The sequence below is a fragment of the Prevotella lacticifex genome (assembly GCF_019973375.1).
GTDB classification, from domain to species: Bacteria; Bacteroidota; Bacteroidia; order Bacteroidales; family Bacteroidaceae; genus Prevotella; species Prevotella lacticifex.
In genome coordinates this window covers 630,562-656,788 of sequence record NZ_BPTV01000002.1, presented here as the reverse complement: position 1 = coordinate 656,788, position 26,227 = coordinate 630,562, and the positions used below count along the sequence as shown (strand labels likewise).

16 protein-coding genes are annotated in these 26,227 nt (G+C 49.8%); 10 read left to right on the top strand and 6 right to left on the bottom strand.

The features are described from left to right. The first annotated feature begins 415 nt into the window (after window positions 1–415). The 3 genes from LDN30_RS12985 to LDN30_RS12975 all read left to right on the top strand — a co-directional run bounded on the left by LDN30_RS12985 (window position 416) and on the right by LDN30_RS12975 (window position 7,817). On the top strand, window positions 416–3,319 hold the full coding sequence (locus LDN30_RS12985; protein WP_223929726.1) for a leucine-rich repeat protein: 2,904 nt from the start codon (window positions 416–418) through the stop codon (window positions 3,317–3,319). Window positions 3,320–3,453: 134 nt separating this feature from the next. Continuing rightward, entirely contained in the window at window positions 3,454–3,708 is a 255-nt protein-coding gene (locus tag LDN30_RS12980) for a hypothetical protein (RefSeq protein ID WP_223929724.1), read from the top strand. Between the two features lie 2,555 nt (window positions 3,709–6,263). Beyond that, entirely contained in the window at window positions 6,264–7,817 is a 1,554-nt protein-coding gene (locus LDN30_RS12975) for a hypothetical protein (protein ID WP_223929722.1), read from the top strand. A gap of 58 nt (window positions 7,818–7,875) precedes the next feature. Here the strand turns inward: LDN30_RS12975 and LDN30_RS12970 are convergent, their stop codons facing one another. Continuing rightward, window positions 7,876–8,259 carry a hypothetical protein gene (locus tag LDN30_RS12970; protein WP_223929720.1) on the bottom strand — a complete coding sequence of 128 codons (384 nt, stop codon included), beginning with the start codon at window positions 8,257–8,259 and terminating at the stop codon, window positions 7,876–7,878. Between the two features lie 396 nt (window positions 8,260–8,655). Here LDN30_RS12970 and LDN30_RS12965 point away from each other — a divergent pair, with 396 nt between their 5' ends. From LDN30_RS12965 to LDN30_RS12955, 3 genes are all read left to right on the top strand, one after another. After that, complete coding sequence (locus tag LDN30_RS12965) at window positions 8,656–9,804, top strand: CobW family GTP-binding protein (protein WP_223929718.1); 1,149 nt, start codon at window positions 8,656–8,658, stop codon at window positions 9,802–9,804. A gap of 338 nt (window positions 9,805–10,142) precedes the next feature. Beyond that, on the top strand, window positions 10,143–11,567 hold the full coding sequence (locus tag LDN30_RS12960; protein ID WP_373316547.1) for a sulfatase-like hydrolase/transferase: 1,425 nt from the start codon (window positions 10,143–10,145) through the stop codon (window positions 11,565–11,567). A 122-nt stretch (window positions 11,568–11,689) separates the two neighbouring features. After that, window positions 11,690–12,937 carry an anaerobic sulfatase-maturation protein gene (locus LDN30_RS12955; RefSeq protein ID WP_223929716.1) on the top strand — a complete coding sequence of 416 codons (1,248 nt, stop codon included), beginning with the start codon at window positions 11,690–11,692 and terminating at the stop codon, window positions 12,935–12,937. Window positions 12,938–13,018: 81 nt separating this feature from the next. On the opposite strand, the gene LDN30_RS12950 is transcribed toward LDN30_RS12955, so the two are convergent. Beyond that, a complete protein-coding gene (locus LDN30_RS12950) occupies window positions 13,019–13,342 on the bottom strand; it encodes a cupin domain-containing protein (RefSeq protein WP_223929715.1) in 324 nt (107 codons plus the stop codon). A gap of 51 nt (window positions 13,343–13,393) precedes the next feature. Continuing rightward, on the bottom strand, window positions 13,394–13,891 hold the full coding sequence (gene fldA, locus LDN30_RS12945; RefSeq protein WP_223929713.1) for a flavodoxin FldA: 498 nt from the start codon (window positions 13,889–13,891) through the stop codon (window positions 13,394–13,396). Between the two features lie 168 nt (window positions 13,892–14,059). Between fldA and LDN30_RS12940 the strand changes: the two genes are divergently transcribed. Then, window positions 14,060–14,740 carry a Crp/Fnr family transcriptional regulator gene (locus LDN30_RS12940; protein ID WP_223929712.1) on the top strand — a complete coding sequence of 227 codons (681 nt, stop codon included), beginning with the start codon at window positions 14,060–14,062 and terminating at the stop codon, window positions 14,738–14,740. 1,309 nt (window positions 14,741–16,049) lie between these two features. On the opposite strand, the gene LDN30_RS12935 is transcribed toward LDN30_RS12940, so the two are convergent. Next, window positions 16,050–17,195, bottom strand: coding sequence for an ISAs1 family transposase (locus LDN30_RS12935; protein ID WP_223925317.1), 1,146 nt, complete (start codon window positions 17,193–17,195; stop codon window positions 16,050–16,052). Between the two features lie 323 nt (window positions 17,196–17,518). On the opposite strand from LDN30_RS12935, the gene LDN30_RS12930 reads away from it, so the two are divergent. The 3 genes from LDN30_RS12930 (at window position 17,519) to LDN30_RS12920 (ending at window position 20,295) form a co-directional block, all read left to right on the top strand. Continuing rightward, window positions 17,519–17,863: a helix-turn-helix domain-containing protein gene (locus LDN30_RS12930; RefSeq protein WP_223929710.1), complete on the top strand. Its 345-nt coding sequence runs from the start codon at window positions 17,519–17,521 to the stop codon at window positions 17,861–17,863. Window positions 17,864–18,136: 273 nt separating this feature from the next. After that, window positions 18,137–19,318, top strand: coding sequence for an ISAs1 family transposase (locus LDN30_RS12925; RefSeq protein WP_306421494.1), 1,182 nt, complete (start codon window positions 18,137–18,139; stop codon window positions 19,316–19,318). Window positions 19,319–19,476: 158 nt separating this feature from the next. Beyond that, the gene (locus tag LDN30_RS12920; protein ID WP_223929709.1) at window positions 19,477–20,295 is read left to right on the top strand and encodes an ISL3 family transposase; all 819 of its coding nucleotides are present in this window, start codon (window positions 19,477–19,479) and stop codon (window positions 20,293–20,295) included. 597 nt (window positions 20,296–20,892) lie between these two features. Here LDN30_RS12920 and LDN30_RS12915 read toward each other — a convergent pair. Further along, window positions 20,893–21,093, bottom strand: coding sequence for a hypothetical protein (locus LDN30_RS12915; RefSeq protein ID WP_223929708.1), 201 nt, complete (start codon window positions 21,091–21,093; stop codon window positions 20,893–20,895). A gap of 12 nt (window positions 21,094–21,105) precedes the next feature. Further along, the gene (locus tag LDN30_RS12910) at window positions 21,106–25,956 is read right to left on the bottom strand and encodes a hypothetical protein (protein WP_223929707.1); all 4,851 of its coding nucleotides are present in this window, start codon (window positions 25,954–25,956) and stop codon (window positions 21,106–21,108) included. Window positions 25,957–26,227: the final 271 nt, after the last annotated feature.

The window sequence follows — 26,227 nt, the reverse complement described above, 5'->3', positions numbered from 1 at the left end:
CTCCCACTTCTCCTCTGTGTGCGTTAACAAATCATACACTTCTCTCGGAACAAATCATAACAGATGAGGTGGAAAAACTGTTTTTATACCATAAAATTGTACCATGGCAACATTTTATACATTCATCGGAAACGAAAAAACATTCACGTTATCCGAATTTCATATAATTTTGCATCACCGAACGATAAGTTTTGGTGTCTTACCTATTATTTCTAACCTTACAACATTAATTAACCCTCGACGCAACAAATGTTGCCGCCGGGGAACGGAAAAAGTCACAACGACTGCCGAAGTATGAACGACCGCCGGAACATCCGACAATATATATATCGTGGCAAGGATAACAATCCGACCCATGAAATAGATTGAATAAAGATAACAACAAACAAGAACAAATAATAAATTGAGAACAACGATGATTACTAAACAAATTAAACAACAACCACACATGGTGATGACGGCTCTCATCACCATCCTCCTCGCGGTGTTCGGGAGTGTACAGAATGCCGTGGGTGGGGTGAAGGTGACGGCTGGCCAAACTTGGCGTGGCACTACGTTCGTCACCGTAACGGTAGAAAACGCCGGGGAGTTTGCCGATCATCTTAATAATGACAACTGCGAACTTCTCACAACTTACGGATCAACAACGACATTCATCTACGATGGAAATGCTAACTCCGCCGACCTGGCCGCTCTGAGCAAGTTGACGAACGAGCGGATTAATCTCTCGAAGCTCGTCTTAGTTGACCTCGACAGTCCGGAGAAGAAAATTGAAGCCATCAACAAAATCAAGTTAAACGAAAATGCTAAATACTTAGCTCTGCCTGACGCCGGTGCGGAACTGACCAAGCACGACGACCAGCTTTTCACAGACCTGCGCAATAGCAAAAACAACCCGCAACTCAAGGGCGTGGCATATTATTATAAGGAAGGAAAGTCATACACATGCTATTCTTCCAATGAAGGCGATGTCCATATCCTCACCGAGATGACGGAGGATGTGACAAAAGTTAATGGTCAGGGTAATTCTAACCTCGATATTGATTACTTGAAAATCTCCGGTAATCTCAACGCTAAGGATATCTCGGCCAATACAAATACAGATGTTTATTATGATGAGAATGGTCACTTTGCGTTCACGGATAATTATAATGTATCAAGTGCAGACAATTACAGGGAGATGGATAAAAATGCCAAAGGAGACCGTAATGGCGTGGCTTTCGATGGTAGTAATGGCGTTAAGAAACTGGATCTTAAAGATGCCATATTCTCAAACATCAATGATTTGACTCTTAGTGAAACGAAACTTATCGGTGCAAGCTCAGTAACTGTTGTCATTCCTTCATCGGTAGATGAGTTGCCAGCTGACTTCTTACATGTCAATGGTGCCAACAATATCAAGAGTATACATATACCTTATAATATTACTAAGATTGGTTATCGTGCGTTTTATGGTCTCAACAACCTAAACCACATTACAACAACTGACAAGGATGGAAATCTTATTGATAAGGGCTATGGTAAAAAGACGGAATTAAAAGAATTCACTGCTAAAGATGGGACGAAATTCAGCGACCAAGTAGTCATTGATGAGGTTGATTCAACGGCTGGATCTGCCGTATTTTCGACAAATTTAAAAGAAATAGATACCTGGGCTTTTGCCTCAATGATTAAGGTGAAAGACGTGTATAATCTTTCCACGAAAGCGCCTGTGTGTCAGGTTAATGCCTTTGGCACAAACCCATGTACAGGTAATAATGGATTCTCGCCTAACGGAGGTATTACCCGCGCCGATTTCCAGAATCATGGTTGGATAGCAGTGCTCCACTACCCCAGCAGTATTCAAGGTATGGACGAGGAAAAACTCTACACCGACGTTACCCGTGATTATACCATCACCGATGCTGATGGAAATGCTGATGGTAAAGGAAATGTAATCAAATGGCCTAACCAGTCAGAATTTATCCGCTCTTATCAGCAGGCTACAAACGGATATCTTTGGAATGCATGGGATGCACCGAGAACTGCATGGTCAAATTTGGGAACTTTTGACATAAATTTGAAGAATGGCGAGACTAGTAGTGGCTCATATGGCTATCAGATGAGCCAGGAAATTGCCAATACACTCTTTAACAATAGTGCTAAGAAGGATAAGTCGGCAATTTTCTACCATACAAGTGCCGATGGTAAGAGCGACGTTGACAATGGCGACTGGCAGAAAACGGTTTATAAAGGAACAAATGAACAACTCTACGACAACGACTACCGTGGATGGCATCAGTTTGTCCTTGCAACCTCGTTCAATTATGAGGAACCGGATGTGCCTTCTCATAACTTCAGTTATATCAACGATAATGGCTGGTGGACAATCTGCGTGCCGTTTAATATGACGAGGGCTGAGGTAAGAAAGATTTTCGGAAATCGTCCAGATGGAGAGGAACCGGGCAAACCGCATGTCTGCGAGTTTACTGGTGTGCTGCGCGATGCTACATATACCGGTAACACCAAGACTGACCTTGTAGGTAAAATCGTCCTGAAATTCGACCGTGACGTATATAATTATGTATACGACGATAGTGGTAAAAAAACTGGCGATAGGCAGGATGACGATGTTGTCATCAAGGCCGGTGTGCCTTACCTCCTCCAGCCCGATTTCAAGAAGAAATCTGATGGATCATTAGAATTCTACCCCGCACAGCAGGTTCTAATAGACGAAAGATGCAGGGCCGTTTCGCAGGTAGAACTCCGTAAGGGCGTAAAGGATGGTGTAGTAACTGTTGAGGCAACCGATAAGGATGGTAAAGGAACAGGTAAATATTACAAATTCATTGGCAATTACTGGCAGACCGAGATGCCTCGCTATGCTTACTTCCTCGCATGGTATGATAAGGAGCAAGTCGCAACATTCTTCTGGCAGGAAGAATTCCCTGATCAGAAATTGAACTGGAATGCTTACACGGCAATCATCGGCTACGAATGGAAGGAAGGTGATGATAAGATATATGTACCACAAGGTAAATTTGGTAATGTTCACTGGTACACACGTCATAATAATGATAATGCAAACGGGCAGAGCGTCTTCGGCGACGACTCCTTCACCACCACCGGCAGCGCCAAGGCCAACGGTCCTGAGAACGTGTCGATAGAGGCTGCGGGCAACACCGCCGACGGAATAACGAAGGTGCACTTTGGCGACAGAACAATAGATATTTTCCACGGAAAGGTCTACAATCTCAACGGACAGTATGTCGGCGACAGCCTCGATGGACTGCCAAAGGGCATCTATATCGCCGCTGGTAAGAAGTATGTAGTGAAGTAAACGAAAACGATGATTACGACTATGGAAAAGAAGAAAAGATATATCAAGCCGGTGACAAAGGTCGTCGCCGTGCATGCTGAGGTGATGATGGCAGGTAGAAAGTAAGTGAGGTTAACGAAAAGATGATTACTACAATGGAAAAGAAGAAAACATATATCAAGCCGGTAACAGAGGTTATCGTCATGCATTCCGAGGCAATGATGGCGGCGTCAAACCGTTATGGAAAGATTGCCTCCACCTACCGCTATTGGGAGGGTGAATGCCCCACAACGAAGCAGGAGTGGGGTATCGTCAATGCTTATGCCGGCACGGAGTTTACCCACGGTCAGAGTGCCAACGGTAGTGGTAACCGTGGTAAGTACGACCCCTGGAGTACCTGGGACGAGTAACGCCGCCTGTACGGTGGTCCATGGGTGACCTGGCGCCCACCGTGTCGTTGCACCTCTCCGCCGGTTGCGCTGCACCTATCCGTTGGCGCGGGGGCTATCCCCGTCCTACCAACAACGGACAAGATACAAAGCAAATACCCCGCAGCAGCGAGGGTGGGGATAACCCCCACCCCTACGTTACCGAGTGCTGCAAGCGCCTTAGTATCAGTGGTATAGCACACATCCGCTGTAGGGATGGGGTTTATCCCCGTCCTACCAACAGCGGACAAGATACAAAGCAAATACCCCGCAGCAGCGAGGGTGGGGATAAACCTCGCCCCTACAGCGGTAGAGTGCTGCACAATGATGTAAATTGCCGCGATTCGGCGGTTGAATGTCGTCCAATGATGCCTCCTGCTACGTACACGTTACGCGGCCGTATGTTGCTGAAATAGAACGGAAATAATAGATTCTCAATTTTTTTATACTTGTGTTAAGGGGGGCGGTACCAAGTCGTTGGGCCGTCCCCCTCTTCTTACACGGACAACACGGGTCAACGGCCCAGCCCGTTTCGTCTGCACGAAAAACACGAAATTAACGATTAAATAATCCCTAACCCTGCCTACCTGCCCGCCTTTCGAAGACGTTGGCTTGGTAATCCATTGATAACTAATGTGTTGCACGCGTCCACCGTAGGGGCGGGGTTTATCCCCGTCCTACCAGCGTCGGACAAGATCTAAGGTAGCTACCCCGCAGTTAGTAAGATGGCAATTCTTCTCTGCCATAAGAAAGCCCCGACGGGGCTTAATCATCAGTAACCCCGGACTAAGCGAGCGATAGCGAGTGCAGTCCGGGGAAGAAAGAAGCAGGCAGCTATATATTCAGTGCCTCGAAGACGCACAATAGCACGTTGTGCGCATCTACGCATTGGCAGTCTAAGCACCTTGAACGAAATAATTTAAGACCAAAATCAATACTAACCTTAGTTTTAGAGAGTTGAATAGACAATCATAATTTCAGACCAAAACCATAAAAACCCTTTGCGTCAGCGCCAAGGGCTTTCGCCCTTTGCCATTTGGGCTTTGAGTGCTTGTGAGAGGCTGGGCCTCTCACCGCCCTCAAATCCCAAATGGCAGATCCTCCTCCGTCGGATCTTGGCGCTGACACAAAGGAAAACCATCAAAACAGGCTGCCGCCATAGAGATTCGGGCTTACGACCGAATACGCATATTCATTTGTCTATTCAACGCGACAGTCCGGCCATAACCTGACTTCTCTGCAAGGGCATTATGTTTGTAATCCGTTGATAACTAATGTGTTGCACACATCCACCGTAGGGGCGGGGTTTATCCCCGTCCTACCAGCGTCGGACAAGAATCAAGGTAACACCCCGCAGCTTCGAGGGTGGGGATAAACCCCACCACGGCGGTGGAGTGCTGCAAGCGGCTTAGTATCAGTGGTTTACGCAGAATATTACGACTTGTCAAACGTCGGAAATAAATGCAGAGATTCGGTCTGACGACCGACCGGACGGCCACGAGGGCCGCCCCTGCAAGTGGGTAGGTGCAGTTTCTCGCAAAGCCGCAAAGACCGCAAAGATTCCGCGAAGGTTATTATCTTGGCGTGTCCTTTGCGGTCTTTGCGGCTTTGCGAGGGGATTCCTTTGGCCTTTAGGCCGTTTCCCTCGCCCTGCATTGGCCACGCTGTGGGCCATTATTCCGCACCCCAATGGCTGTTGGCGGCAGGACACCACCTATATATAATAATGTGTATGCACGAGAGCGGCATGGTCCTCGTACCGTTGTCGGCGGGAACCATCGGTGGGGGAATAATCGCCGAGCCATACTCCCGTACAACTCCCGACGTTTATTTCGCCAAAGGAAAAACCGAAAATCATTGTCGAAATTTGAACATTTATTGTTCCCTATAATTTTCCTCTGACTCCTGCAATGCCGACTACCACGGACTTCTTGCCCTATTCCCGACATACTTATATGTTTCGCCATTATGGTTGAATTGTTTTACGACTGTGTGATTCAATGTAAGGATAATTCGCATTCTTGTCGACTGTGTGCGATAACACAACGGCAACATTTTATGCACTGTGCGGCAACAAAACAGCGATGAAAACGTGACCTACAGCATATTTTCCCCGTCAGAACCCAAACCATCCACTTGTGAATGGTTGTTAACGCGGTGTGCGTGCACAATTGCTATTATTCAAGATTTAGATAAATTACAAAGTAAACAGAATATACCCCTTATAATAACGAAATATATACCTTTTCAAGCCTCAGGCAACAAAATATACACCTACACGGAACATATAATACATATTACTGAAACATATAAACAGCTTTAGAGCATAAAATTATTATGCTGTAGAACACAAAAAACTGCATTCTCTATTACACTAAACGCTCTAAACGTTACACATATTGCGGTATGAAATGTTAATAAACCTAATTGTGTGCGCACAACAAAAAAATAATCTCCGAAATGTTTGGAAGTAGTGAGAATAGTAAATATCTTTGCAAAAGAAAACAAGAACTACAGACAACTAAACGTAACGGCTTATGAAACGCAATTTTCTTACCATACTGCTCCTCGCGATTGCAATCATCGCAAATGCCGACAACCGCGCAATGACGTTGAAGAACCTTATTGGAGGTTCAAACATCAACGGCGACTACATTGACTTAAATGCTAACACAATGCTCGTCGACCAGTGCCATGGTGGCGAGATGCTCCTCTTATATCAGCAGCGTAACTCTGAGGCAATGCTCTACTCAAGTGTTGAGCAGGGCTTCCGTTGGAAGAAGGACAACCAGGGAGGTATCTTCCAGGTCACCCGCATGGGTCTGCTGAACTCCAACAATACCGACCGTAATGTAAAAGGTAACACCGGATTCTTCACCACACTGGACAACCTCATGGGCAACCACGTATGGACCCGAAACATCCTTCCGGTATACGTTGACGACTCAGCAAACGTTGTCCTCGGCTACCGCGCAAAGTGGAACAGCTTCAACGGTGACCTCGAATTCCATAATAAGAACGTCCTCTACGCTTACCGCCTCTCCGATGGTGAGGAACTCTGGAGCGACACCATCAGCCACTACACCCGTTGGGGATGGAACAAGGTTCAGTATCTTCCTGAGACCGGCAACTACCTCGTTTGGGCTGACCAGCTGATGCTCATCGACCCGCAGACAGGTGTCGTAAAGCGCATGAACGTCAATACCGGCCGCTACGGTGTTCCGGTGGGTCTGAGCAAGAAAGACCACAGCACCAACCACAACTCCGATGCCGACTACGCCTTCACTCCTTATGTCGACCGCGGCTACTGGACAGGTATCAAGTCGAATATCGCCTTCAAGGATAATCTCATCTACCTCGCTGACGGTGAGGACCTCTACTGCATGGATTACGACCTTAACGTGAAGTGGTTCACACAGCTGCCTAAGGACAAGACCTCAGCGATGCACATCAATATTGACGGTGACCGCATCACACTGCTCTCCACCGGTCTGGCTTATCTCGAGGGCTGCTCTTACGAAGTCGGCAAGCCGTTCGTAGCTCAGTACGACCTCGCCACTGGTCAGCAGTACTTCCTCAACTACCTGAAGATTGACGGTAAGATTCTCGATGCTTACCTCGGCAAGGACAAGGCTTTCTATATGACCAGTGCAGGTCTGAACGTCGTCAGCGACTTCCAGAACCAGCAGGTCAACCTCTACGGCAAGGATGTCATCGGTAAGTCGAACGAGCTCAGCCATCACGAGAAATACGCTGCCGACGGCGATAAGCTGATGAACTTCTACTGCAACGGCAACGAGGTGGTGCTCAACGGCAAGGACGGCGTTTCCCGCCTCTTCGACGGCAACACCGGAAAGGTTGTCAAGGAGGTTGCAGAGAACCAGCTCTACGACAAGGGCGAGAATGGTATCTACACCTGCATGAGCCGCAACAAGAAGGGTGAGATCGACGAGGAGAACCCGAGCAACCTTATTATCGCCAACGACGGTAATATCACCGCTCACTTCAACACTCAGTTCAACGGAGCTTTCTACAGCGACGGTATGCTGACGATAGTTATGAAAACGGGTATCTTTTCTACTCGGCTCTGATTGCGCAATCGATTAAGCACGAAAAATAAGAAAAATAGTAATCATCATAACCTCAATCTCAATTTCTTACCAGTAGCAGCTCCCCTTGTGAAAGTGGGAGCTGGCTATCTCTTAGGAGGTAGGGATTTTCATAGAAGCCCGCGGCGCTTCCCTTTCGGCTTGGGATAGAATCTTCCTGCTGACGACTTTGGATAGGGCGGGCGAGGGTGAAGGTTAAAATGATATACGTGGCGGTTAAGGCCTGATGGAAACGACAATCGGGTATCATGGCTCGGTGAAAATGATATACTTGGCGGTTATCGCCGATGGAAACGACATTCGGACGGTTGTCGCCCGATGGAAACGATATTCCAACGATTATCGCTGATGGAAACAGAAAGATAATATATGTGAATGATAAGTTTTGCATCCGAAGGTTATTGGCAACATTCATTTTCTTCATAACGGATAAATAAAATACTCTCTCCCAAGAGTATAAAGATGGGAGCTAACAGGTAAGAAAACGAAGGAGGGGTTCCGTGAGGAACTCCTTTTTCCATTTCTATATGGGCGATAGGATGCTATAGGGATTTTTTAGGGGCGATAGGTTTCTATAGGGGCTATAGGAAGCAATAGGGATTTATAGGAAGCTATAGGAATTTATAGGAAACTATAGTGATTTATAGGAAGAAATAGTAGCTGTAGAGGCTATGGAAGTTATAGGGGCTATATCGCCCCGGCCGCATCCTCCGCCCCCGCGTCCACCTATTCCTCTGGCTCGAAACCTTTTCTATTGTTTTGTGGTGTTTGGCATAATATTTGTACCTTTGCAGGCGGAAAAATCAAAAGAAAAGAAACAATGGACAATAAAGTGAAAGAAATCCCGGTACTGCTGCTCACCGGTTATCTTGGCAGTGGCAAGACAACGCTCGTCAACCGCATCCTGCGCAACGAGCGCGGCATACGTTTCGCCGTCATCGTCAACGACATCGGTGAGGTGAATATTGACGAGAGCCTTATCGCCGAGGACGGCATCGTCGGTCAGGGCGACGACAGTCTTGTGCCGCTCTCTAACGGTTGCATCTGCTGTACGCTGAAGATGGACCTTGTCAAACAGCTCAGCGATATCGCCCAGGCCGGCAAATTCGATTATATCGTCATCGAGGCCAGCGGTATCTGTGAGCCGGCACCGATAGCGCAGACGATTTCGGCCTATGCCCAGCTCTATCCCGAGTTGGCGCGTACGGCCCGTGCCCGTCTCGACAATATCGTCACCGTCGTCGATGCCCTGCGCATGCGCGACGAGTTCAGTAAGGGTAACGCCCTGATGAAGGAGAATATCGGTGAGGACGACCTCGAGAGTCTTGTCATCCAGCAGGTGGAGTTCTGTAATACCATCCTCCTGAACAAAGCCTCGGAGGTTAGTGCCGACGACCTCGCCGAGGTAAAGGACATCCTGCGCCATCTGCAGCCCCAGGCCGAGATTATCGAGTGCAACTACGGTGATGTCGACCTCGACCGACTACTCAACACGGGGAAATTCGATTTCGACAAGGTGGCCACCTCGGCAGCGTGGATAGCAGCCATGGAGGGCGATGATGACGACCTCGAGAACGAGGAGTCGGGTGAGGCACTGGAGTATGGCATCGAGACCTTCGTATGGAAGGAGCGCCGTCCTCTCGACCTTGCGGCCTTCGACGAGTGGGTGTCAGAGAGTTGGCCGCAGTCGGTCATCCGCTGTAAGGGTATCTGCTATTTCGCCGACGAGAAGCAGACATGCTATGTCTTCGAGCAGGCCGGCCGTCAGATTGGTCTCCGCAACGCCGGTCAGTGGTATGCCACGATGCCGGAGGATGAGCTCCGCGACTTCCTCAGCAAGAACAAGGCTGTCGCCGCCGACTGGGACGATACCTACGGCGACCGCATGCAGAAGCTCGTCTTCATCGGCAGGAATATGGACCGCAAGGCCATCGTCGAGGGGCTGGAGAAGTGTGTGAGCGAGGAGTAGGAGCTCATAGGCGCGCATAGGCTTTTTAGGGAGGAATAGGCCTTCATAGGCGTTCATAGGCTTTTCAGGGAGGGGGCTATAGCTTCTATAGTTTCTATAGCCTCTATAGCCTCTATAGCCACTATAGTAGCTATGGCTCCTATTCCCTCCTATACCAGCCTATTAAGGCCTATGAGGGTCTATGCTCCTTATAAAAATTTTGGCTTCGGCCAAAAGAAAAGTGTTAAAAAACTTGCATTTGCCTTTAAAATTTATTACCTTTGCACTACAATACGGCAATCGGTGCTGAAAGCGAGAGCCGTGGAAACAATCTAAGACAGATCGAACTAATATCTATTATGCGACAAAAACTCATTCTCTACGGTATGGCCTTCACAGCCGTAACACCGGTATGTGCACAACAGACAGCACAAGGGAAGGCTACCCCCGACCATCCGAATATCATCTTCATCCTCGCCGACGACCTCGGCTACGAGGACCTCCACTGCTACGGCAACAAATATATCCAGACCCCGAATATCGACCGCCTTGCCGCCACCGGCCTGCGGTTCACCGAGAGTTATGCCGGCAGCGGCATCTCGTCGCCGTCGCGCTGTTCGCTGATGACGGGCAAGAACACGGGAAAGACGCGCATCCGCGACAACCAGTGTCCCGTCGGCGGACTGCGGGGAGTGAAGATCAACCTCCGCGGCGACACCACCTATAACCACCGGGCGAACCTGTTGCCACAGGATACGACCATCGCTACGGTGCTCAGTGCCGGCGGCTACCGCACCTGTCTCGTGAACAAATGGCATCTCGACGGCTACGACCCGACGGCATCGCCGAACCACCGCGGTTTCGACGAGTTCTACGGATGGACGATATCGACGACACGCAGCAATGGCGACTACTTCTACTATCCCAACTACCGGTTCCACGGCGACAGTCTCATCACCATCAGTGCCAACGAGCACGATGCCCATGTGCGACATAATACAGAGATTTCGACCGACGACGCCATCGCGTTCATCAACAGAGAGAAGGACCATCCTTTCTTCCTCTACCTCGCCTACGACGCGCCTCACGAACCGTACCATATCGACGACACGTCGTGGTATGACGACGAGAACTGGGACGCGAACACGAAACGCTATGCGGCCCTCGTCACCCACATGGACTATAATATAGGTAGACTGCTCGGAGCCGTCCATGCTCTCGGACTCGCCGACAATACCCTGATAATCTTCGCCAGCGACAACGGTGCCGCCGTGATGTCGCCGAGGGCCACCCTCCACTGCGGCGGAAACCTGCGCGGAACGAAGGGACAGCTCTACGAGGGCGGTATCAAGGTGCCGCTGATTGTCAACCAGCCGGGAAAGGTGCCCGTGGGTACCGTCGACAACATCGTCTACTTCCCCGATTTCATGCCTACCCTCGCGGCCCTCACCGGCAGTGAGCGTTTCCTGCCCCACGGCATCGACGGAATGAATATCCTCCCGCTCTTCTACGGTCGTCAGGTCGACACCGACCACCGCATGCTCTACTGGGAGTTCACGGGAAAGCAGAGGGCCGCGCGCCAGGGCGACTGGAAGTGTGTGACCGTTAAGCCGAACCGCCCCCTCGAACTGTATAATATCAAGGAGGATCCTAACGAGACGACGAATCTCGCCGACAAATACCCCGAGATGGTTAAGAAGTTCGACAAGGCCATGCGCAAGGCACATTTCCCCTCGGAGAACTGGCCCCTGCCGGGAGAGAAATACTATCCCAAGAAGAAATAGACAGCGATAGGCCGGCATAGACCGGCATAGGGGGCATGGGCTTCGATAGGAGGCTGAGCCTATAGCTGCTATAGCCTCTATAGTTTCTATAGCTTCTATAGCCCTTAAAAAGAAATTATCCAATGCAAGAGAGAACGATATCGCCCTTCGCGCGACCATTTTATATTATGGCAAAGCCGGCGGGAGCGGCCTGCAACCTCGCCTGCCGCTACTGCTACTATCTCGAGAAGTCGCGGCTCTATGGCGACGACAGCCGCCACATAATGAGCGACGAGATGCTCGAGCGGTTCACAAAGGAATATATCGAGGCACAGGCGACGAGCGATATCCTCTTCACATGGCACGGCGGTGAGACCCTTCTGCGGCCGATAGCGTTCTACGAGAAAGCCATCGCCCTGCAACGGCGCTACGGCCGCGGCCGGAATATCGACAATGCCATCCAGACCAACGGCACACTCATCGACGAACGGTGGGCGCGGTTCTTCGCCGACAACGGATGGCTCGTCGGCGTGTCCATCGACGGTCCGGAGGAGTTTCATGACGAATACCGGCGGTCGCGGCAGGGCGAGGGGTCGTTTGCGAGGGTTATGCAAGGCATAGAGATCCTCAACAGGTATGGTGTGCAGTGGAACGCTATGGCCGTCGTCAACAACGACAACGGCAGCCGGCCTTTGGAGTTTTACCGTTTTTTCAAGTCAATAGGCTGTCACTACCTTCAGTTCACGCCCGTTGTGGAGCGTGCTCTCGGTCATGCCGACGGGCGCAGTCTCGCCGCCCCCGACGAGGAGAGCATGGCAGTAACGGCGTTCTCGGTGGGTGCCGAGCAGTGGGGCGATTTCCTCTGTGCTGTCTTCGACGAGTGGGTGAGGACGGATGTCGGCGACTATTTCGTCCAGCTCTTCGATGCTACCTTAGCCAACTGGGTGGGTGTGGCACCGGGCATCTGCTCGATGGCACCGACATGCGGGCAGGTGGGAGTGATGGAATATAATGGTGATGTGTACAGTTGCGACCATTTCGTGTTTCCCGAATACCGGTTGGGCAATATCCGCGACGAGTCGCTCTACGCACTGATGCACAGTGATCGCCAGCGGGCCTTCGGTGCCGCGAAGCGCGAGACCCTGCCACGGCAGTGCCGGGAGTGTGAGTATCTCTTTGCATGTAATGGAGAGTGTCCTAAGAACCGGTTCTCCGTCACCGCCGACGGCGATAGTGGTCTTAACTATCTCTGTCGCGGTTACAAGAAGTTCTTCCACCATGTGGCGCCGTACATGGATTTTATGGCCAACGAGTTGCGCCACGACCGCGCCCCGGCGAATGTCATGGAGGCAATACGGCGGGGATGGATAGGCACGGAAGATAATGTGTGAGAGGTTATCCATTGTCTCCGCGCGAACGGCAGTGAGGGGTTATCCATTGCCTTCCGCGCGGACAACATTATATATAAAGGGTTATCCTCTGACCATTGTGAGCATCATCTTAAAACGCTTGGGTGCGTTGACGGAATGGGGATGGCCGGCGGGAATGATGATAGCCTCACCCGCCTTAGGATGATGGGCTTTGCCGTCGATGACAATCTCCGGCTCACCGTCGATGACGCTGACGACAGCATCGAAAGGTGCCGAATGTTCCGACAGCTTCTGTCCCTCGTCGAACGAGAAGAGTGTCACGCTGCCATTGGCGGTATGGATAAACTCCTTCGAGATGACGCCGCCGTCGGCATAATCGATAACTTCATTTGGGTTGAACACCTGTGCTTTTAATATCTTTGCCATAGTCGTAAGGTTTTAAGAGTTATACGTGTTAATGGTCTGTTGGTGAGCCGCTTACAGCTCTCCCTTGATGCCGTCGATCCATTCGTCGACGCGGTTCTCGGTCTTACCCTCGCTCTCTGAGCTGTCGATGGCCAGACCGACGAATTTCCCGTCGACCACCGACTCCGAATCGTCGTAGGTGTAGGTGCTGGCGTCGACCTGCCCGATGAGGCGTGCACCGCTGTCCTTCACGGCCTCATAGAGTGATGCCATACCACCGCAGAACGTGTCGCTGTAGCCCTCGGCGTCGCCGACACCGAAGAGGGCGATGGTCTTGCCGCTGAGGTCGGCCGCCTTGAGCATCTCCACACCGTCGTACCAGTCGTCCTGAAGCTCGCCCGAACCCCATGTGGAAGTACCGAGGATGAGGTTGTCGTAGTCGGCAAGCATGTCGGCATCGACATCCGAGATATTCTTTACGTCGCTGACACCTAACTTCTGAGCTATCTGCTCGGCAACCTCCTGGCATGTGCCGGTGGTGGATCCGTAAACTACAATTGTCTTTTTCATTGTCTTATCGTTTTTTGTTTGTTATTATTTCCTTCAATAATACTACGGCAAAAGGCGTGCCGATGGTCGAGAAAGCCACAATTGTGGCCGGACGGGTCCGTTTTTCGGTCGGCGGTGTCGGGAAATGGATATAAAATGTGTACCTTTGCATGAAACAAGTCATACGGAATGGAAAAGAAAGTTACCGAAGCCCTTATGCGCTGTCAGCTCTTCGAGGGTCTGAGCGCTGAGGATATAGATTTTGCTACTGCCGCGGTTAAGCACCGTCTGGTACGTTTCGACAAGGATGATGTCTATGCCCTTGCCGGTACCCCCTGCCGCTATGCCGACATCGTCGTCGAGGGCGAGATGACGGCGCGGATGGTCGGTCCGTCGGGGAAATTCGTGCAGATGGCCACCATCGGGGTAGGCACGCTTGTGGCCCCGGCGTATATCTTTGCCAAGGACAACCGCCTGCCGGTGAGCGTTGAGACGACAGCGCCTACGGTGGTGTTCAGGATGACGCCTGCCGGACTGTACCAGCTGATGAAGGGCGACGACAGGGTCGGCATGAACTTCATCCGCCAGCTGTCGTCGACGAGTGAGTTTCTGGCCCGGAAGACGCAGATGCTCACCCTGAGCACCGTACGCGAGAAGGTGGCGGCATTCCTCCTCGACGAGGCCGCCCGCCATGACGGTAAGACGTTCACGCTGACGATGTCGCGCCAGGAGATTGCCGATACCTTCGCCATCCAGAAGTTCTCGCTCCAGCGCGTCATCCGCGAGTTCACCGATGATGGTCTCATCGCCACCAACGGCAAGTCCATCACCATCGTCGACAGCGAGGGACTGAGGAAGATAAAAGGGTGATTCCCTATTGGAATAATCCGGTCTTGGGTCTTCCTTATGATGTGGCTGAGAAAGATAAAAGGGCGATTCCCTCTTGAAATAATGCGGTCGTAGGTCTTCCTGATATTATGGCTGAGGAAGATAAAAGGGTGATTTCGGCACAGTGGATATTCTCCGTGGAATGATGGTGAGAGGAAGCAGAAATTTTCTATAAACTGTTTGAAACGTAAGAGTAATTCTGTATGTTGTACAGACTTCTCCGATGTGTAGTCATCCATCACCACGAAGGAAAGGAAAATAGTCCTGAACAGGCCCATAGCTCCTCATGGAGCTATGAGTCTCAGCCTATGGGATAGCCTTTGCGAGCAAGCTCGCAGTCTATCCCATAGGCTGAGACTCACCCCTACGGGGTAAAAGCCTGTCCATGACGAAAATCGCTGACGCGTAAAATTGCACCTTAACGGTGCATAAAATATCAGCACCTCACTATTCCGTCCACAAACGATTCAGAAAGTCGTCATTTAAGCTATCGGTTGCATGATTTTATGCGCCCATGCGCAATTTTACGCGTCAGCGATTTTCGTCCGGGACAGGCTTGGCACCGAAGGTGCGGGTCTGACGTGAAGGGGCAGCCCACGAGCTTGCTCGTAAGGGCTGCCCCTTCACGTCAGACCCATAGCTCCATGAGGAGCTAAAGACTGTTCAGGACTATTTTCCATCTCTCTAAATGTAATCGATACAGCGAAGAAGCCTCATATCCAACCCACGGAAAATATCCACTGTGCCGTGATTCCCTCTTGGAATAATCCGGTCTTGGGTCTTACTTATGATGTGGCTGAGGAAGATAAAAGGGTGATTTCCTGAGGTGGCAGAAAGTCCAATGCATCGGCGATTGGCATTGAAATATATTTACATCATCTTGATACGTATCATTTCGGGTTCATCCGACAAATCGTGTGATAAAGTGTGGATGATGTAAAGAAAATAGCTGGAAATCCATTACCTTTGTAAGTGATTAAAAAAAACAAGACAAATGGACACCAGCTATATCTATTATGCATACGGAATCAGGGACTTCGAATGCACTAAGACTGAGTACAAAGGTAATACTATTATTCATCATATCCAAAAAAGAGATGTAAAAACTCGATGTGAATGTACGGTTCTTTCATTTAAATTTAGACTGACATGGCATGATTGTTGCTCAGTCTCCGCTTTACCGCAGAAATGCTATTTGTAGTAAAGGTCTGATGACCAATGGATAAAGTATCCCCTACCCAAGCTGGATGTAGCTTAGGGCTTATTATATATCCCTCAAAATTAACGACCTCTACAGACTGAGAAGAGAAATAGCATAGGCCAAGCTGTTCTTGGCGTAAGATGCAATGGCTGAGAACTTGACTTTAAAGAGTTCTTTCCTCTTTCTGATGGTCTCTGGCAGGTGCTTTTTGGAGGCTATGGTGTAGATGATATAAACAAGCTTCTGGATCGAGTCCAAGTTTCTGGCCGACTTTGTTTCTTTTCTCTTTGTGCGGTCCTGGCGCATTCTTGCATCCAGCGTCCAATGGAGATTGTTCTCGATTCCCCAGTGCATGCGGCTGATTCGATCCAAAGTCTGTGCCCTTTCTTCCAAACTGGTTATATAGTACCTCGTCTGTTTTTGTTCCGTTCCGCTTTTCTTTTCAATCGTATGCGTGTCTATGGCAATCACAGCCTTGACATTGAGGAATTTTTCAAGCGCCTTGATACCGGATATGTCTGAATATACACGGCATCGGCGTTGGTACAGCCTCCCGTGGGCAAGTTCCCACTCCGTCTTCCATTCGTCGTTAGGATGCAGCGTAGGCACAGCGTCCTCTACCGACCATCTTGCTGCTTTCTGGTTGGCTTTCAGCGCAATAAGATAGTCAGCTCCCTTCCCGACGATGCCTTTGATGATAGAACTTTGGCACGACATGGCATCCGCAGTTATAACGCATCCATTCATGTAGTCAGCCCGCTCTATGATTTTGGGCACAGCCTTTATCTCATTGCTTTTCACCTCACACATTTCAGTGTCAAGCGGCAACCGGTCGGTCACGCTGAAAGCAGTCACAACATCAGGAGAGCGTCCGTCGCCAATTTTCGTACCCAGCATGAACTTGCCGTCAATTGCAATGTGCCGTCTGTTTGCTCCATCATGCTCCGACACGTATTTTCGTGATAATGTCGAAACCAAAGAGGCCAAAGTAATGTCGTCGATTCCACCTTCCATCCTGCAAAGTGTGGGCTCGGACGGACATCCCTTAGCAAGAATGCCGAGGTGGTCTTGCAAGTAGCTCAAATGGATCGTTCCAAAGGCCACAATGTCCTTGCGAGTCTCGCAGCCGCATGCCCTGGCCAAAATAACCAGCAGAAGCATGTCGGACAACTTGTGTTTACAGTTGCCTTTGTTCATCCTACGATAATCTGGTACTGAGTGGATAAAATTTAACAAATCTCGGCTCAGCAAATGCGGTTTTTCAACCGCCAAACTCTTAATCCCTTATAGGGAAGAAAAAGTTGCATCCGAGATGATAAAAGTGCGTAATTGTTTGGTTATTAGCTAATTATTTTGTATCTTTGCAGTGTAAAAAGAAGAGGGGGCACAAAGTGCACTAATCGCACAAATACCATAAACCCCCTCTTCAAAAATAAAAATATATGACAAAAGGTATTAAGAGCCTGGCGGTTGAGAAACCGCCTTCGGGCGTTTGTGCCTATCGTCACATTCATTTAAACGGATTACATTGTGACATATTGTCTTCTATGTCGGCTTAAATGAAAGAGCCCTTATGTGAATGTTGCCATAGTCACGTTGTCGTACGCAACGGGTTCAAGATTCGTAAAATCCGCAGTGTCAACATTGGTACCAAGCAATCAATCTTACATGTAAAGGTGCGTCGTCTAAAGTGTAAGACATGTGGTGCTGATGTCTATGAGGATCTTCATTTCGTTACCGGCAAGCAGCGCTATACACATCGTTTGGCAAGGCTCGTGATAGAACTGCTTCATAGAATGACGATAAAAGATGTAGCCCACTATCTCGGTCTGAGTTGGGATACGGTGAAGGATATCCACAAGAACTATCTCAATCAAAGGGCTCTTTCATTTAAGCCGACATAGAAGACAATATGTCACAATGTAATCCGTTTAAATGAATGTGACGATAGGCACAAACGCCCGAAGGCGGTTTCTCAACCGCCAGGCTCTTAATACCTTTTGTCATATATTTTTATTTTTGAAGAGGGGGTTTATGGTATTTGTGCGATTAGTGCACTTTGTGCCCCCTCTTCTTTTTACACTGCAAAGATACAAAATAATTAGCTAATAACCAAACAATTACGCACTTTTATCATCTCGGATGCAACTTTTTCTTCCCTATAAGGGATTAAGAGTTTGGCGGTTGAAAAACCGCATTTGCTGAGCCGAGATTTGTTAAATTTTATCCACTCAGTACCAGATTATCGTAGGATGAACAAAGGCAACTGTAAACACAAGTTGTCCGACATGCTTCTGCTGGTTATTTTGGCCAGGGCATGCGGCTGCGAGACTCGCAAGGACATTGTGGCCTTTGGAACGATCCATTTGAGCTACTTGCAAGACCACCTCGGCATTCTTGCTAAGGGATGTCCGTCCGAGCCCACACTTTGCAGGATGGAAGGTGGAATCGACGACATTACTTTGGCCTCTTTGGTTTCGACATTATCACGAAAATACGTGTCGGAGCATGATGGAGCAAACAGACGGCACATTGCAATTGACGGCAAGTTCATGCTGGGTACGAAAATTGGCGACGGACGCTCTCCTGATGTTGTGACTGCTTTCAGCGTGACCGACCGGTTGCCGCTTGACACTGAAATGTGTGAGGTGAAAAGCAATGAGATAAAGGCTGTGCCCAAAATCATAGAGCGGGCTGACTACATGAATGGATGCGTTATAACTGCGGATGCCATGTCGTGCCAAAGTTCTATCATCAAAGGCATCGTCGGGAAGGGAGCTGACTATCTTATTGCGCTGAAAGCCAACCAGAAAGCAGCAAGATGGTCGGTAGAGGACGCTGTGCCTACGCTGCATCCTAACGACGAATGGAAGACGGAGTGGGAACTTGCCCACGGGAGGCTGTACCAACGCCGATGCCGTGTATATTCAGACATATCCGGTATCAAGGCGCTTGAAAAATTCCTCAATGTCAAGGCTGTGATTGCCATAGACACGCATACGATTGAAAAGAAAAGCGGAACGGAACAAAAACAGACGAGGTACTATATAACCAGTTTGGAAGAAAGGGCACAGACTTTGGATCGAATCAGCCGCATGCACTGGGGAATCGAGAACAATCTCCATTGGACGCTGGATGCAAGAATGCGCCAGGACCGCACAAAGAGAAAAGAAACAAAGTCGGCCAGAAACTTGGACTCGATCCAGAAGCTTGTTTATATCATCTACACCATAGCCTCCAAAAAGCACCTGCCAGAGACCATCAGAAAGAGGAAAGAACTCTTTAAAGTCAAGTTCTCAGCCATTGCATCTTACGCCAAGAACAGCTTGGCCTATGCTATTTCTCTTCTCAGTCTGTAGAGGTCGTTAATTTTGAGGGATATATAATAAGCCCTAAGCTACATCCAGCTTGGGTAGGGGATACTTTATCCATTGGTCATCAGACCTTTACTACAAATAGCATTTCTGCGGTAAAGCGGAGACTGAGCAACAATCATGCCATGTCAGTCTAAATTTAAATGAAAGAACCGTATCTCAATCATAAGTTTTCTCATATAGATATCAAGGATGTCAAGCACATTGGTATTGATGAGTTCGCTTTGAGGAAGGGACACGTCTATCTGACTATTGTGGTCGACATGTTGAGTGGTGCCATTATACATGTCGGAGATGGCAAAGGAATCGATTCTTTGAAGAAGTTCTGGCCCAAATTGAAGAGAAGCGGCGCGAAGATAGAGTCCGTGTCTTCAGACATGTCCGCTGCGTTCATCTCTGCGATTAAGAAAAACCTACCTGATGCCATTCACGTTTTCGATCACTTCCATGTGCAGAAACTGGCAGGCGAAGCCTTGGACAAAGTCAGAAGAGAGGTCTATAATCAAGAGAAGGACTTAGAAAAAAGAAAAGTCATAAAGGGAACGCGCTGGCTGTTGTTGCGCCATGATAAGGATATTTTTACAGAGGATGAAAAGAAGAGATTGGATAACGTAATCAAGATGAACGAACCTCTGAGCAAAGCCTACATTCTCAATGAATACTTGCAAGAAGTATGGAAGCAGGACTCATATAAAGAAGGAGAAGCTGTGCTGGATGACTGGATAAAACAGGCTCGGGAATCAAAAGTTCCCACCCTTGAAAAGCTGGGTAATTCCATCGCCGCTTACAGAACTGGAATCCTGGCTTATTACAAATGTAGGACAAGCAATGCAAAAGTAGAAGGGATCAACAATAAAATAAAAGTCTTGAAGAGAAACGCCTATGGCTACCGGGACATTGACTATTTTAAGTTAAGACTTTTCAATTTGCATAATGACAAAATCACACGATTTGTCGGATGAACCTCATTTCGCATTGCGAAACGGTCCATTTCAGCTCATGAAATGGACCGTTTTGCGTTCTAAAAAGTACCGTTTTATAAAGCCAAAAGATACATATCAGCAACCTCCTGTAAATCAATAATATACCGGTGTGACGCAATGATTAGCGTGGTGCGAAATGTTTTTACATTCGTGCAGCCCGCTGACCAGTGATGTGCAGCGCGCATCCGCCGTATGGACGGGTCGCCGTGGAGGCCTTGCGGCATCGTTGGTAACGATGTGCGGCACGCATCCGCCCTCGCAGCAGCGTGCAGATATAGAGCAATCAACGTAGTTCGGCATCATAGCAGCAATTCGCGGCACCCACCCGCCGTAGGGGCGGGGTTTATCCCCGCCCTCGCAGCAGCGGTGTAATATTATGATTCGCAACATGATGCCACAGATTTCCACTGTGTTATTACCGCGCAGTTGGTAGGGCGGGGATGAACCCCGCCCCTACGGTGGCGATGTGCAGCGCATTCATATTCAATGTGTTATCAATACGGTGGCAAGTGCAGCGCATTCATAATCAATGTATTATCAACACGGTGGCGAGGCTCACCGCATTCATTATCAGCTTTAGAGTTCATCGTCCCAGGCAGTGCCGACCTTCGCCCATCCCGTGGTGGGCGCACTCTCGGTATCGTCGGACTCATCGCCAAAGGATGTGTTCTCCTTGGAATTGCCATGACGCATTCCGGGATCTGACCCTGCCAACAGATGTCCTGCGCTTGTCACTATAACCTCCGTTACAGGCTTAATATATTTCTTCTTCTTCATGACTATCCTCCTTTACTGCTGAACGAATTTTCTACCTTTCTGAATATAAAGGCCTTTCGGCAGCTGAGTGTGCTGTCCGGCTCTCCTTACGAGCTGACCCTGGAGATTGTAGACCGGGGCGTCGTCGGTGAGTGCAGCGGCACTAACACTGTCGATGGCCGTCGTGCCTCCTTCGTCGATAACGAAGTAGTAGTATGGTTTCGACCCGGCACTCGTTTTGATTCTCAGATAAGCCCGCCATGGTTTGAAATCGGCGCCATCATCACTGAAGAAGTTAAATATGCCGTTGCGCTCGGCATCATAGCCATAGTAATCGTAAGTTCCGTCACTCTTTGACGTGAATTTGGTGTACTTATACACTCCCACGAAATAGTCCTGAGTGCCTTCTATCTCTGTCGGAATGGATTCAACATTCGAAATCCAGGTATTCAGCGTGCCATCGTACGATACGCCATCCTTTGCCTCCGGCAGTTCGAGGATGTACGGGGTGTTCGGATTAGTCTCGGTCACCTCTGTTCCCTCTACGGTGAGTTTATCCGTGTTGACCGACTTGATTTTGTATACCTTTGCGTTTTCGCCGAAGATACCTTTGATCTGTTCAGCGCTCATCTTGAACGGCAGAAAGATAGTGTTTCTTTCGCCTGAGCCTGAGGCTGTACCGGTGAATTGTCTGTTCCATGAGAAACTGCTCCACGATATTCCTTTAGATGTACCCCATGTGTTATCGTTGGTCCAGTTGTCCGTACCAGGATTGTCGTCGAATGCCAATTTGTGGCCTGTTGCATTATCGAAATCTTTGGCATTAGGAGTACCTTTACCTACCGAATGGAAAACTATTCCGCCTTTCGCTGATCTATATTCAGTCGGCACTGCCACATTGTACGTATTCGGGCTCATTCCGAGCACGGTGTTCTTGTCGGCGTAGATGACAGCATTACTGTTGTCGCCGCGGTCGAAGAAGCTGAAGTCGTTGGCATTTTTCCGGTCGGTGAGGTTATATTCCGTGACGGTGCTGCTCGTCGGTGCCTTTGTCCATACTGTCGGGAATTCAGAAGGATTGTTGGCATTACAGAGTAGTGTCACGTCGGAGAGCTGCAATTCTTCGCCCTCGGCTTTCAGACTTACCGTCAGCTTTCCCTCGTCGCCCACAGTCGCTGTCGTCTCGAGTTTCTGCCATCCGTTCTTTTTCTCCGTCTCCGTCTTCAGGAGCCGCTCCACACGTCCGTCGGTAGTTATGGTACCCTGTGCGTCGTATCCTGCGAAGGTCTTGCTGTCGGAGCCTGTCGTGCTGCCCACAATTTTGCCTTTCTCATCAGTATACTCACTGCCCTGGAGTTGAAGAGTTCCAATGGCGTTGCTCTTGCCCCTGACGATCATCTGTACGGTGTAGACACCAGGGTCAAGTCCCTCGACGTCCTGCGAGATGGTAGTACCGGCATCGATGGTGTTTACCGTTGCCGTCTTGCCGTTCCAGTTGTTGTTGACAGTTATCTCCTTTGTCTTTGTGTCGGGGCTGTAGGTCCAGTTCGGAGTAAGATATTGTGTGACGTCTCCGTAATACGTATCAAGGACGTGGTTGACATCACGATGACCGTATTCGCGTTTGTCGCTGTCGTCTTTGGTATCGGCAGCGAAGACGAGCATAGCGTCCTTTGTATTGTGTGTTGCCGACTCATAGAAATAGTATCCTCCGTTTTTGTAGTTGACCTCGAAGCCCACATTGCTGGCCTCGCTGCCGTTATACGGGCGGATGGTGAGTGGGGTGTTCTCGGGCAGCGTTGTCGGGACGGTAATCTTGCAGACCCTCGAGAGGTCGGATGTCTCGGCGGCGCCCTGCGTTACGACCGTGGCATCGCTATAGACGGTATTGTCTTTCTCCACCTTCACCTCGTTGCCGTTGATGACCCATGCCACCGGCACCTGAGCTAAGAAGAAGTGCTCGCCGATTCCCGGGTTGGCATTCTCGCTCTTCGTGCCTCCCGCGCCGGTGGTGTAGAAGTGGTCGCCGGTGTAGGCGTGGGTGACATCCTCTATCTTTCCTGTGGCCACATCGTATTTCAGGAACATATCGTTGCGGGCGTTGGCCACGGTAGCGGCCGTGAGCGTATAGGTATTGCTATTGTCTTGGTCGCAATACCCCATACAGACGTTCACCTCCTTATAGCCCTTGTCGGGGACGAGGTCGACATAATACCACTGCTCGTCGGGGTTAACGGTCTGAACAAGTGCAAAATCCTTTGTTACGTCAATGATGTGGTGGCCGTTGGTGAGGCTCTTCGATACCTCCACACCGTCCTTGTCGATATTCTCGTAAGCGTAGATGTATGGTACGCGGCCCTCTCCGGGGTTGTCCCCAGTCGCAACGCTCACCTTGTCGTCCGATGACCATGGCTGCACGTATACGACGATGTGTCCGTCGCCGCCGAGGGTCTTTCCATCGCTGTATCCGTCGCGGTAGTTGATGTATCCTCCCTCCGATGTACTGCATGTCACATCGTATGTGCACGATGCATGAGTGGTACCGTCATCCTCATCTGATTCCTTCGAGCCGGCTATGGCCACGCGGATTCGGTTTATGTCGTCAGGATTGCCGATGGAATATACCGTAATCTTCCGGTCGCGCACGAGGCGTGAGTTCGGATTTTCCGCTGCCACGGGGTCTGAGCCGTTGGTGGTGTAGTAGACATCGACACCATCGTCGCTGTTTGTCGCCTTGTTGAGCACGGTGACGGTAGCCGTAGCCTTGTTTATCGACGCCAGGTCGGTTTTGTTGTCGTTGACGACACTGATGGTGTAGCTTGCCGCCGGCGCAGTGCCTGCGGTCTTGAAGACGTAAGTTCCTGTGGCAATGTCTCCTTCGAGGCGGTATTTGCTTCCCTTCGTGACGGTCTGCACGGCCTGCGCCTTCACGGTGACGGTGTTGCCGTCGAGGGTGTGCTCCTTTTTGTCGGTGCCGATATATGTGAGTTTGTTGTCTGACGACATGAAGAATGTGTACACGTCATCGGTCGGTACGACCTTATCGTACTTGTAGGGCCTCACGACCGTCGTGCCGGTGGCCTTGCCCGTTGCCGGGTCGATGGTCGGGTTGGTGCCGTCGATGGTGAAGGCGTATGTGCGTTGTTCGTCGCTGGTAGTGCCCACCACGCTGACCTTCGGCGTCAGCGATGCTGCGTAGTCGACGGTGGCCGTCGTCGGGGTGATTGTGGCGTTGAGGCGTGTCGGCAGCTCTATGGTGTAGCGGTATTTGCCGTTGTCCCAGTTGAATCCATCCATAGCCGTTCCTGCCTCGATGTAGAATCTCACATTATATATATTGTTGTCGGGGTTGAAGACTACATCGGTGCCGCTTGTCTTTGAGTTGTAGGCCACGTGGTTGTTGGCGTCGGTATCGCCGCCCTTGCCGGGCACGTTGGCATCCTCGCCAAAGTTGAGTTCGAGCGATGTGGCGGGTCCCGATGCGTTCTTGTCGCGCAGGAAGCGGAAGTGGCCGTTTTTGTTCAGGGCCACGGTACCCTTGTAGCACTGCTCGTCATCGTCGTAGACGAGCTCGGTGGCACCGGCCGGATTCCAGTCGGTGAAGGTGTTGCTGAGACTGCTGTTCAGCGCCGAGCCTATCATGAATATGCGCAGGGGCGTGGTGTCCTTGCCGCTGAGCTGGTAGTCGGTGCGGTCGGGGTTGAACTCCACGGGATAGATACCGTCGTAGTAATTCTTGAGGTTCGGTGCTTCGGTGGCGCCGTTGATGCTGACGTTCTGGTCGTAGATTTCGCTGTCTTCCTTTTTGCCGAACCAGTAGTTGCCAAGGATGAACTTAAACTCCTCGTCCTTGACCATAGGGATGGTGCCGAAGAAATTCTTACAGTAAGCCGTGGCTTCGCTGTTCTTGTCTTTCACGCAGTAGAGGAATCCCTCTGTAGTCCAGTTGCTCGACGAGCTGGCCTTGTAGGCCACGATTCTGTTTGGGTCGCTGCTGTAGTACCACTTTTCAGGCTTGCCGTCGTTGTCGACGGTTACGACAAGGTCGTAAATTCCACCGTTGTCTTCAATTTTCCAGGTATTAGAACCATTGCCGAGGTCTTTCTCCTTGCCGGAATTGGTGTCAGTGCCGGTGAGGGTGTAGCCGTCGCTGGCCGACGGACTGTAAACGGTTGTATTGCCTTCGGCATCGACATACTCTATACGGAATGTATAGCCGTTCCACGACGGCGTAATGTCGGTCTTGTTTGCGCCATGCTGCTCCACGCTCATGGGCATGGAACCTGCGTAGAGGGCAAAGTGATACTCGCTGTCGTTCTTACGGATGAACTTATAAGTAAGGTGCTTCGCCGGGTCGGTGGCTCCGAAGTTCTCTCCTAAGAGATAGATGCCCGGCTGGTTAACCGACGATGACGTGCCCCCCCCAGTGGAGGAACTGGTAATCTTCAGCTTGCTGTCGTTGATATCGTTAGAGTTGGCTGTAAGCGTGAAGGTGTAGGTTGTCGACGATAATGTAGAAAGTCCGCTGACGGTGTAGTCGGCGTCCTTTTTGTTGTTCGATGATGGGGCCGTGACAGCGTCGCCGTTGACGATTACCGTCGTAGCGGTGCTGTTCTTGAGATACCAGGAATTTGATGAGCTCTCGACAGCCTGGATGAGGAACTTGGTAGAGGCCAGGTTTATCTGCGCCCCCGTGAGCGAGAGCGTGGCTGTTGTTCCTGTTTCGTTGACCGAGAACTTGTAAGTGTCGCCGGGGGTCCACTTGTTGAAGTCGCCGACAAGATAATAGTCGGTGGCCCTCAGAACCGGTGTCACCATCATCAGTGCAAGAGTCATGCAAACAATGCGCAGTCGCACATGCATGGAAAAGATATTTGGTTGCATATTATATATATAAGTTATTTATTATTTGAATTTATTTAGTTAGGATCGCTGAGGCCCGCGTTTGTCGCAAATGTGGACATCAGATTCTTAGATTCCAATCATTGTGGCAAAGATAGGATATTTATCTTTATGTTGGTTAGAAAAATTTCAGATTTAACATTTCACCAAATGCAAACGTTTGCAAGATTTGCGCAGTTTGCGCACACAGCGGAAATGTGGCGCTCAGGAGGCGCTTTATAGGGGGCGATAGGACATTATAGGGATTTTATAG

Excerpts from the sequence above, each read along its gene's own strand:
- LDN30_RS12985 (WP_223929726.1), top strand. The coding sequence starts at position 416 with ATGATTACTAAACAAATTAAACAACAACCACACATGGTGATGACGGCT.
- LDN30_RS12980 (WP_223929724.1), top strand. The coding sequence starts at position 3,454 with ATGGAAAAGAAGAAAACATATATCAAGCCGGTAACAGAGGTTATCGTC.
- LDN30_RS12975 (WP_223929722.1), top strand. The coding sequence starts at position 6,264 with ATGAAACGCAATTTTCTTACCATACTGCTCCTCGCGATTGCAATCATC.
- LDN30_RS12970 (WP_223929720.1), bottom strand. The coding sequence starts at position 8,259 with ATGAAGAAAATGAATGTTGCCAATAACCTTCGGATGCAAAACTTATCA.
- LDN30_RS12965 (WP_223929718.1), top strand. The coding sequence starts at position 8,656 with ATGGACAATAAAGTGAAAGAAATCCCGGTACTGCTGCTCACCGGTTAT.
- LDN30_RS12960 (WP_373316547.1), top strand. The coding sequence starts at position 10,143 with ATGCGACAAAAACTCATTCTCTACGGTATGGCCTTCACAGCCGTAACA.
- LDN30_RS12955 (WP_223929716.1), top strand. The coding sequence starts at position 11,690 with ATGCAAGAGAGAACGATATCGCCCTTCGCGCGACCATTTTATATTATG.
- LDN30_RS12950 (WP_223929715.1), bottom strand. The coding sequence starts at position 13,342 with ATGGCAAAGATATTAAAAGCACAGGTGTTCAACCCAAATGAAGTTATC.
- fldA (WP_223929713.1), bottom strand. The coding sequence starts at position 13,891 with ATGAAAAAGACAATTGTAGTTTACGGATCCACCACCGGCACATGCCAG.
- LDN30_RS12940 (WP_223929712.1), top strand. The coding sequence starts at position 14,060 with ATGGAAAAGAAAGTTACCGAAGCCCTTATGCGCTGTCAGCTCTTCGAG.
- LDN30_RS12930 (WP_223929710.1), top strand. The coding sequence starts at position 17,519 with ATGAAAGAGCCCTTATGTGAATGTTGCCATAGTCACGTTGTCGTACGC.
- LDN30_RS12920 (WP_223929709.1), top strand. The coding sequence starts at position 19,477 with ATGAAAGAACCGTATCTCAATCATAAGTTTTCTCATATAGATATCAAG.
- LDN30_RS12915 (WP_223929708.1), bottom strand. The coding sequence starts at position 21,093 with ATGAAGAAGAAGAAATATATTAAGCCTGTAACGGAGGTTATAGTGACA.
- LDN30_RS12910 (WP_223929707.1), bottom strand. The coding sequence starts at position 25,956 with ATGCAACCAAATATCTTTTCCATGCATGTGCGACTGCGCATTGTTTGC.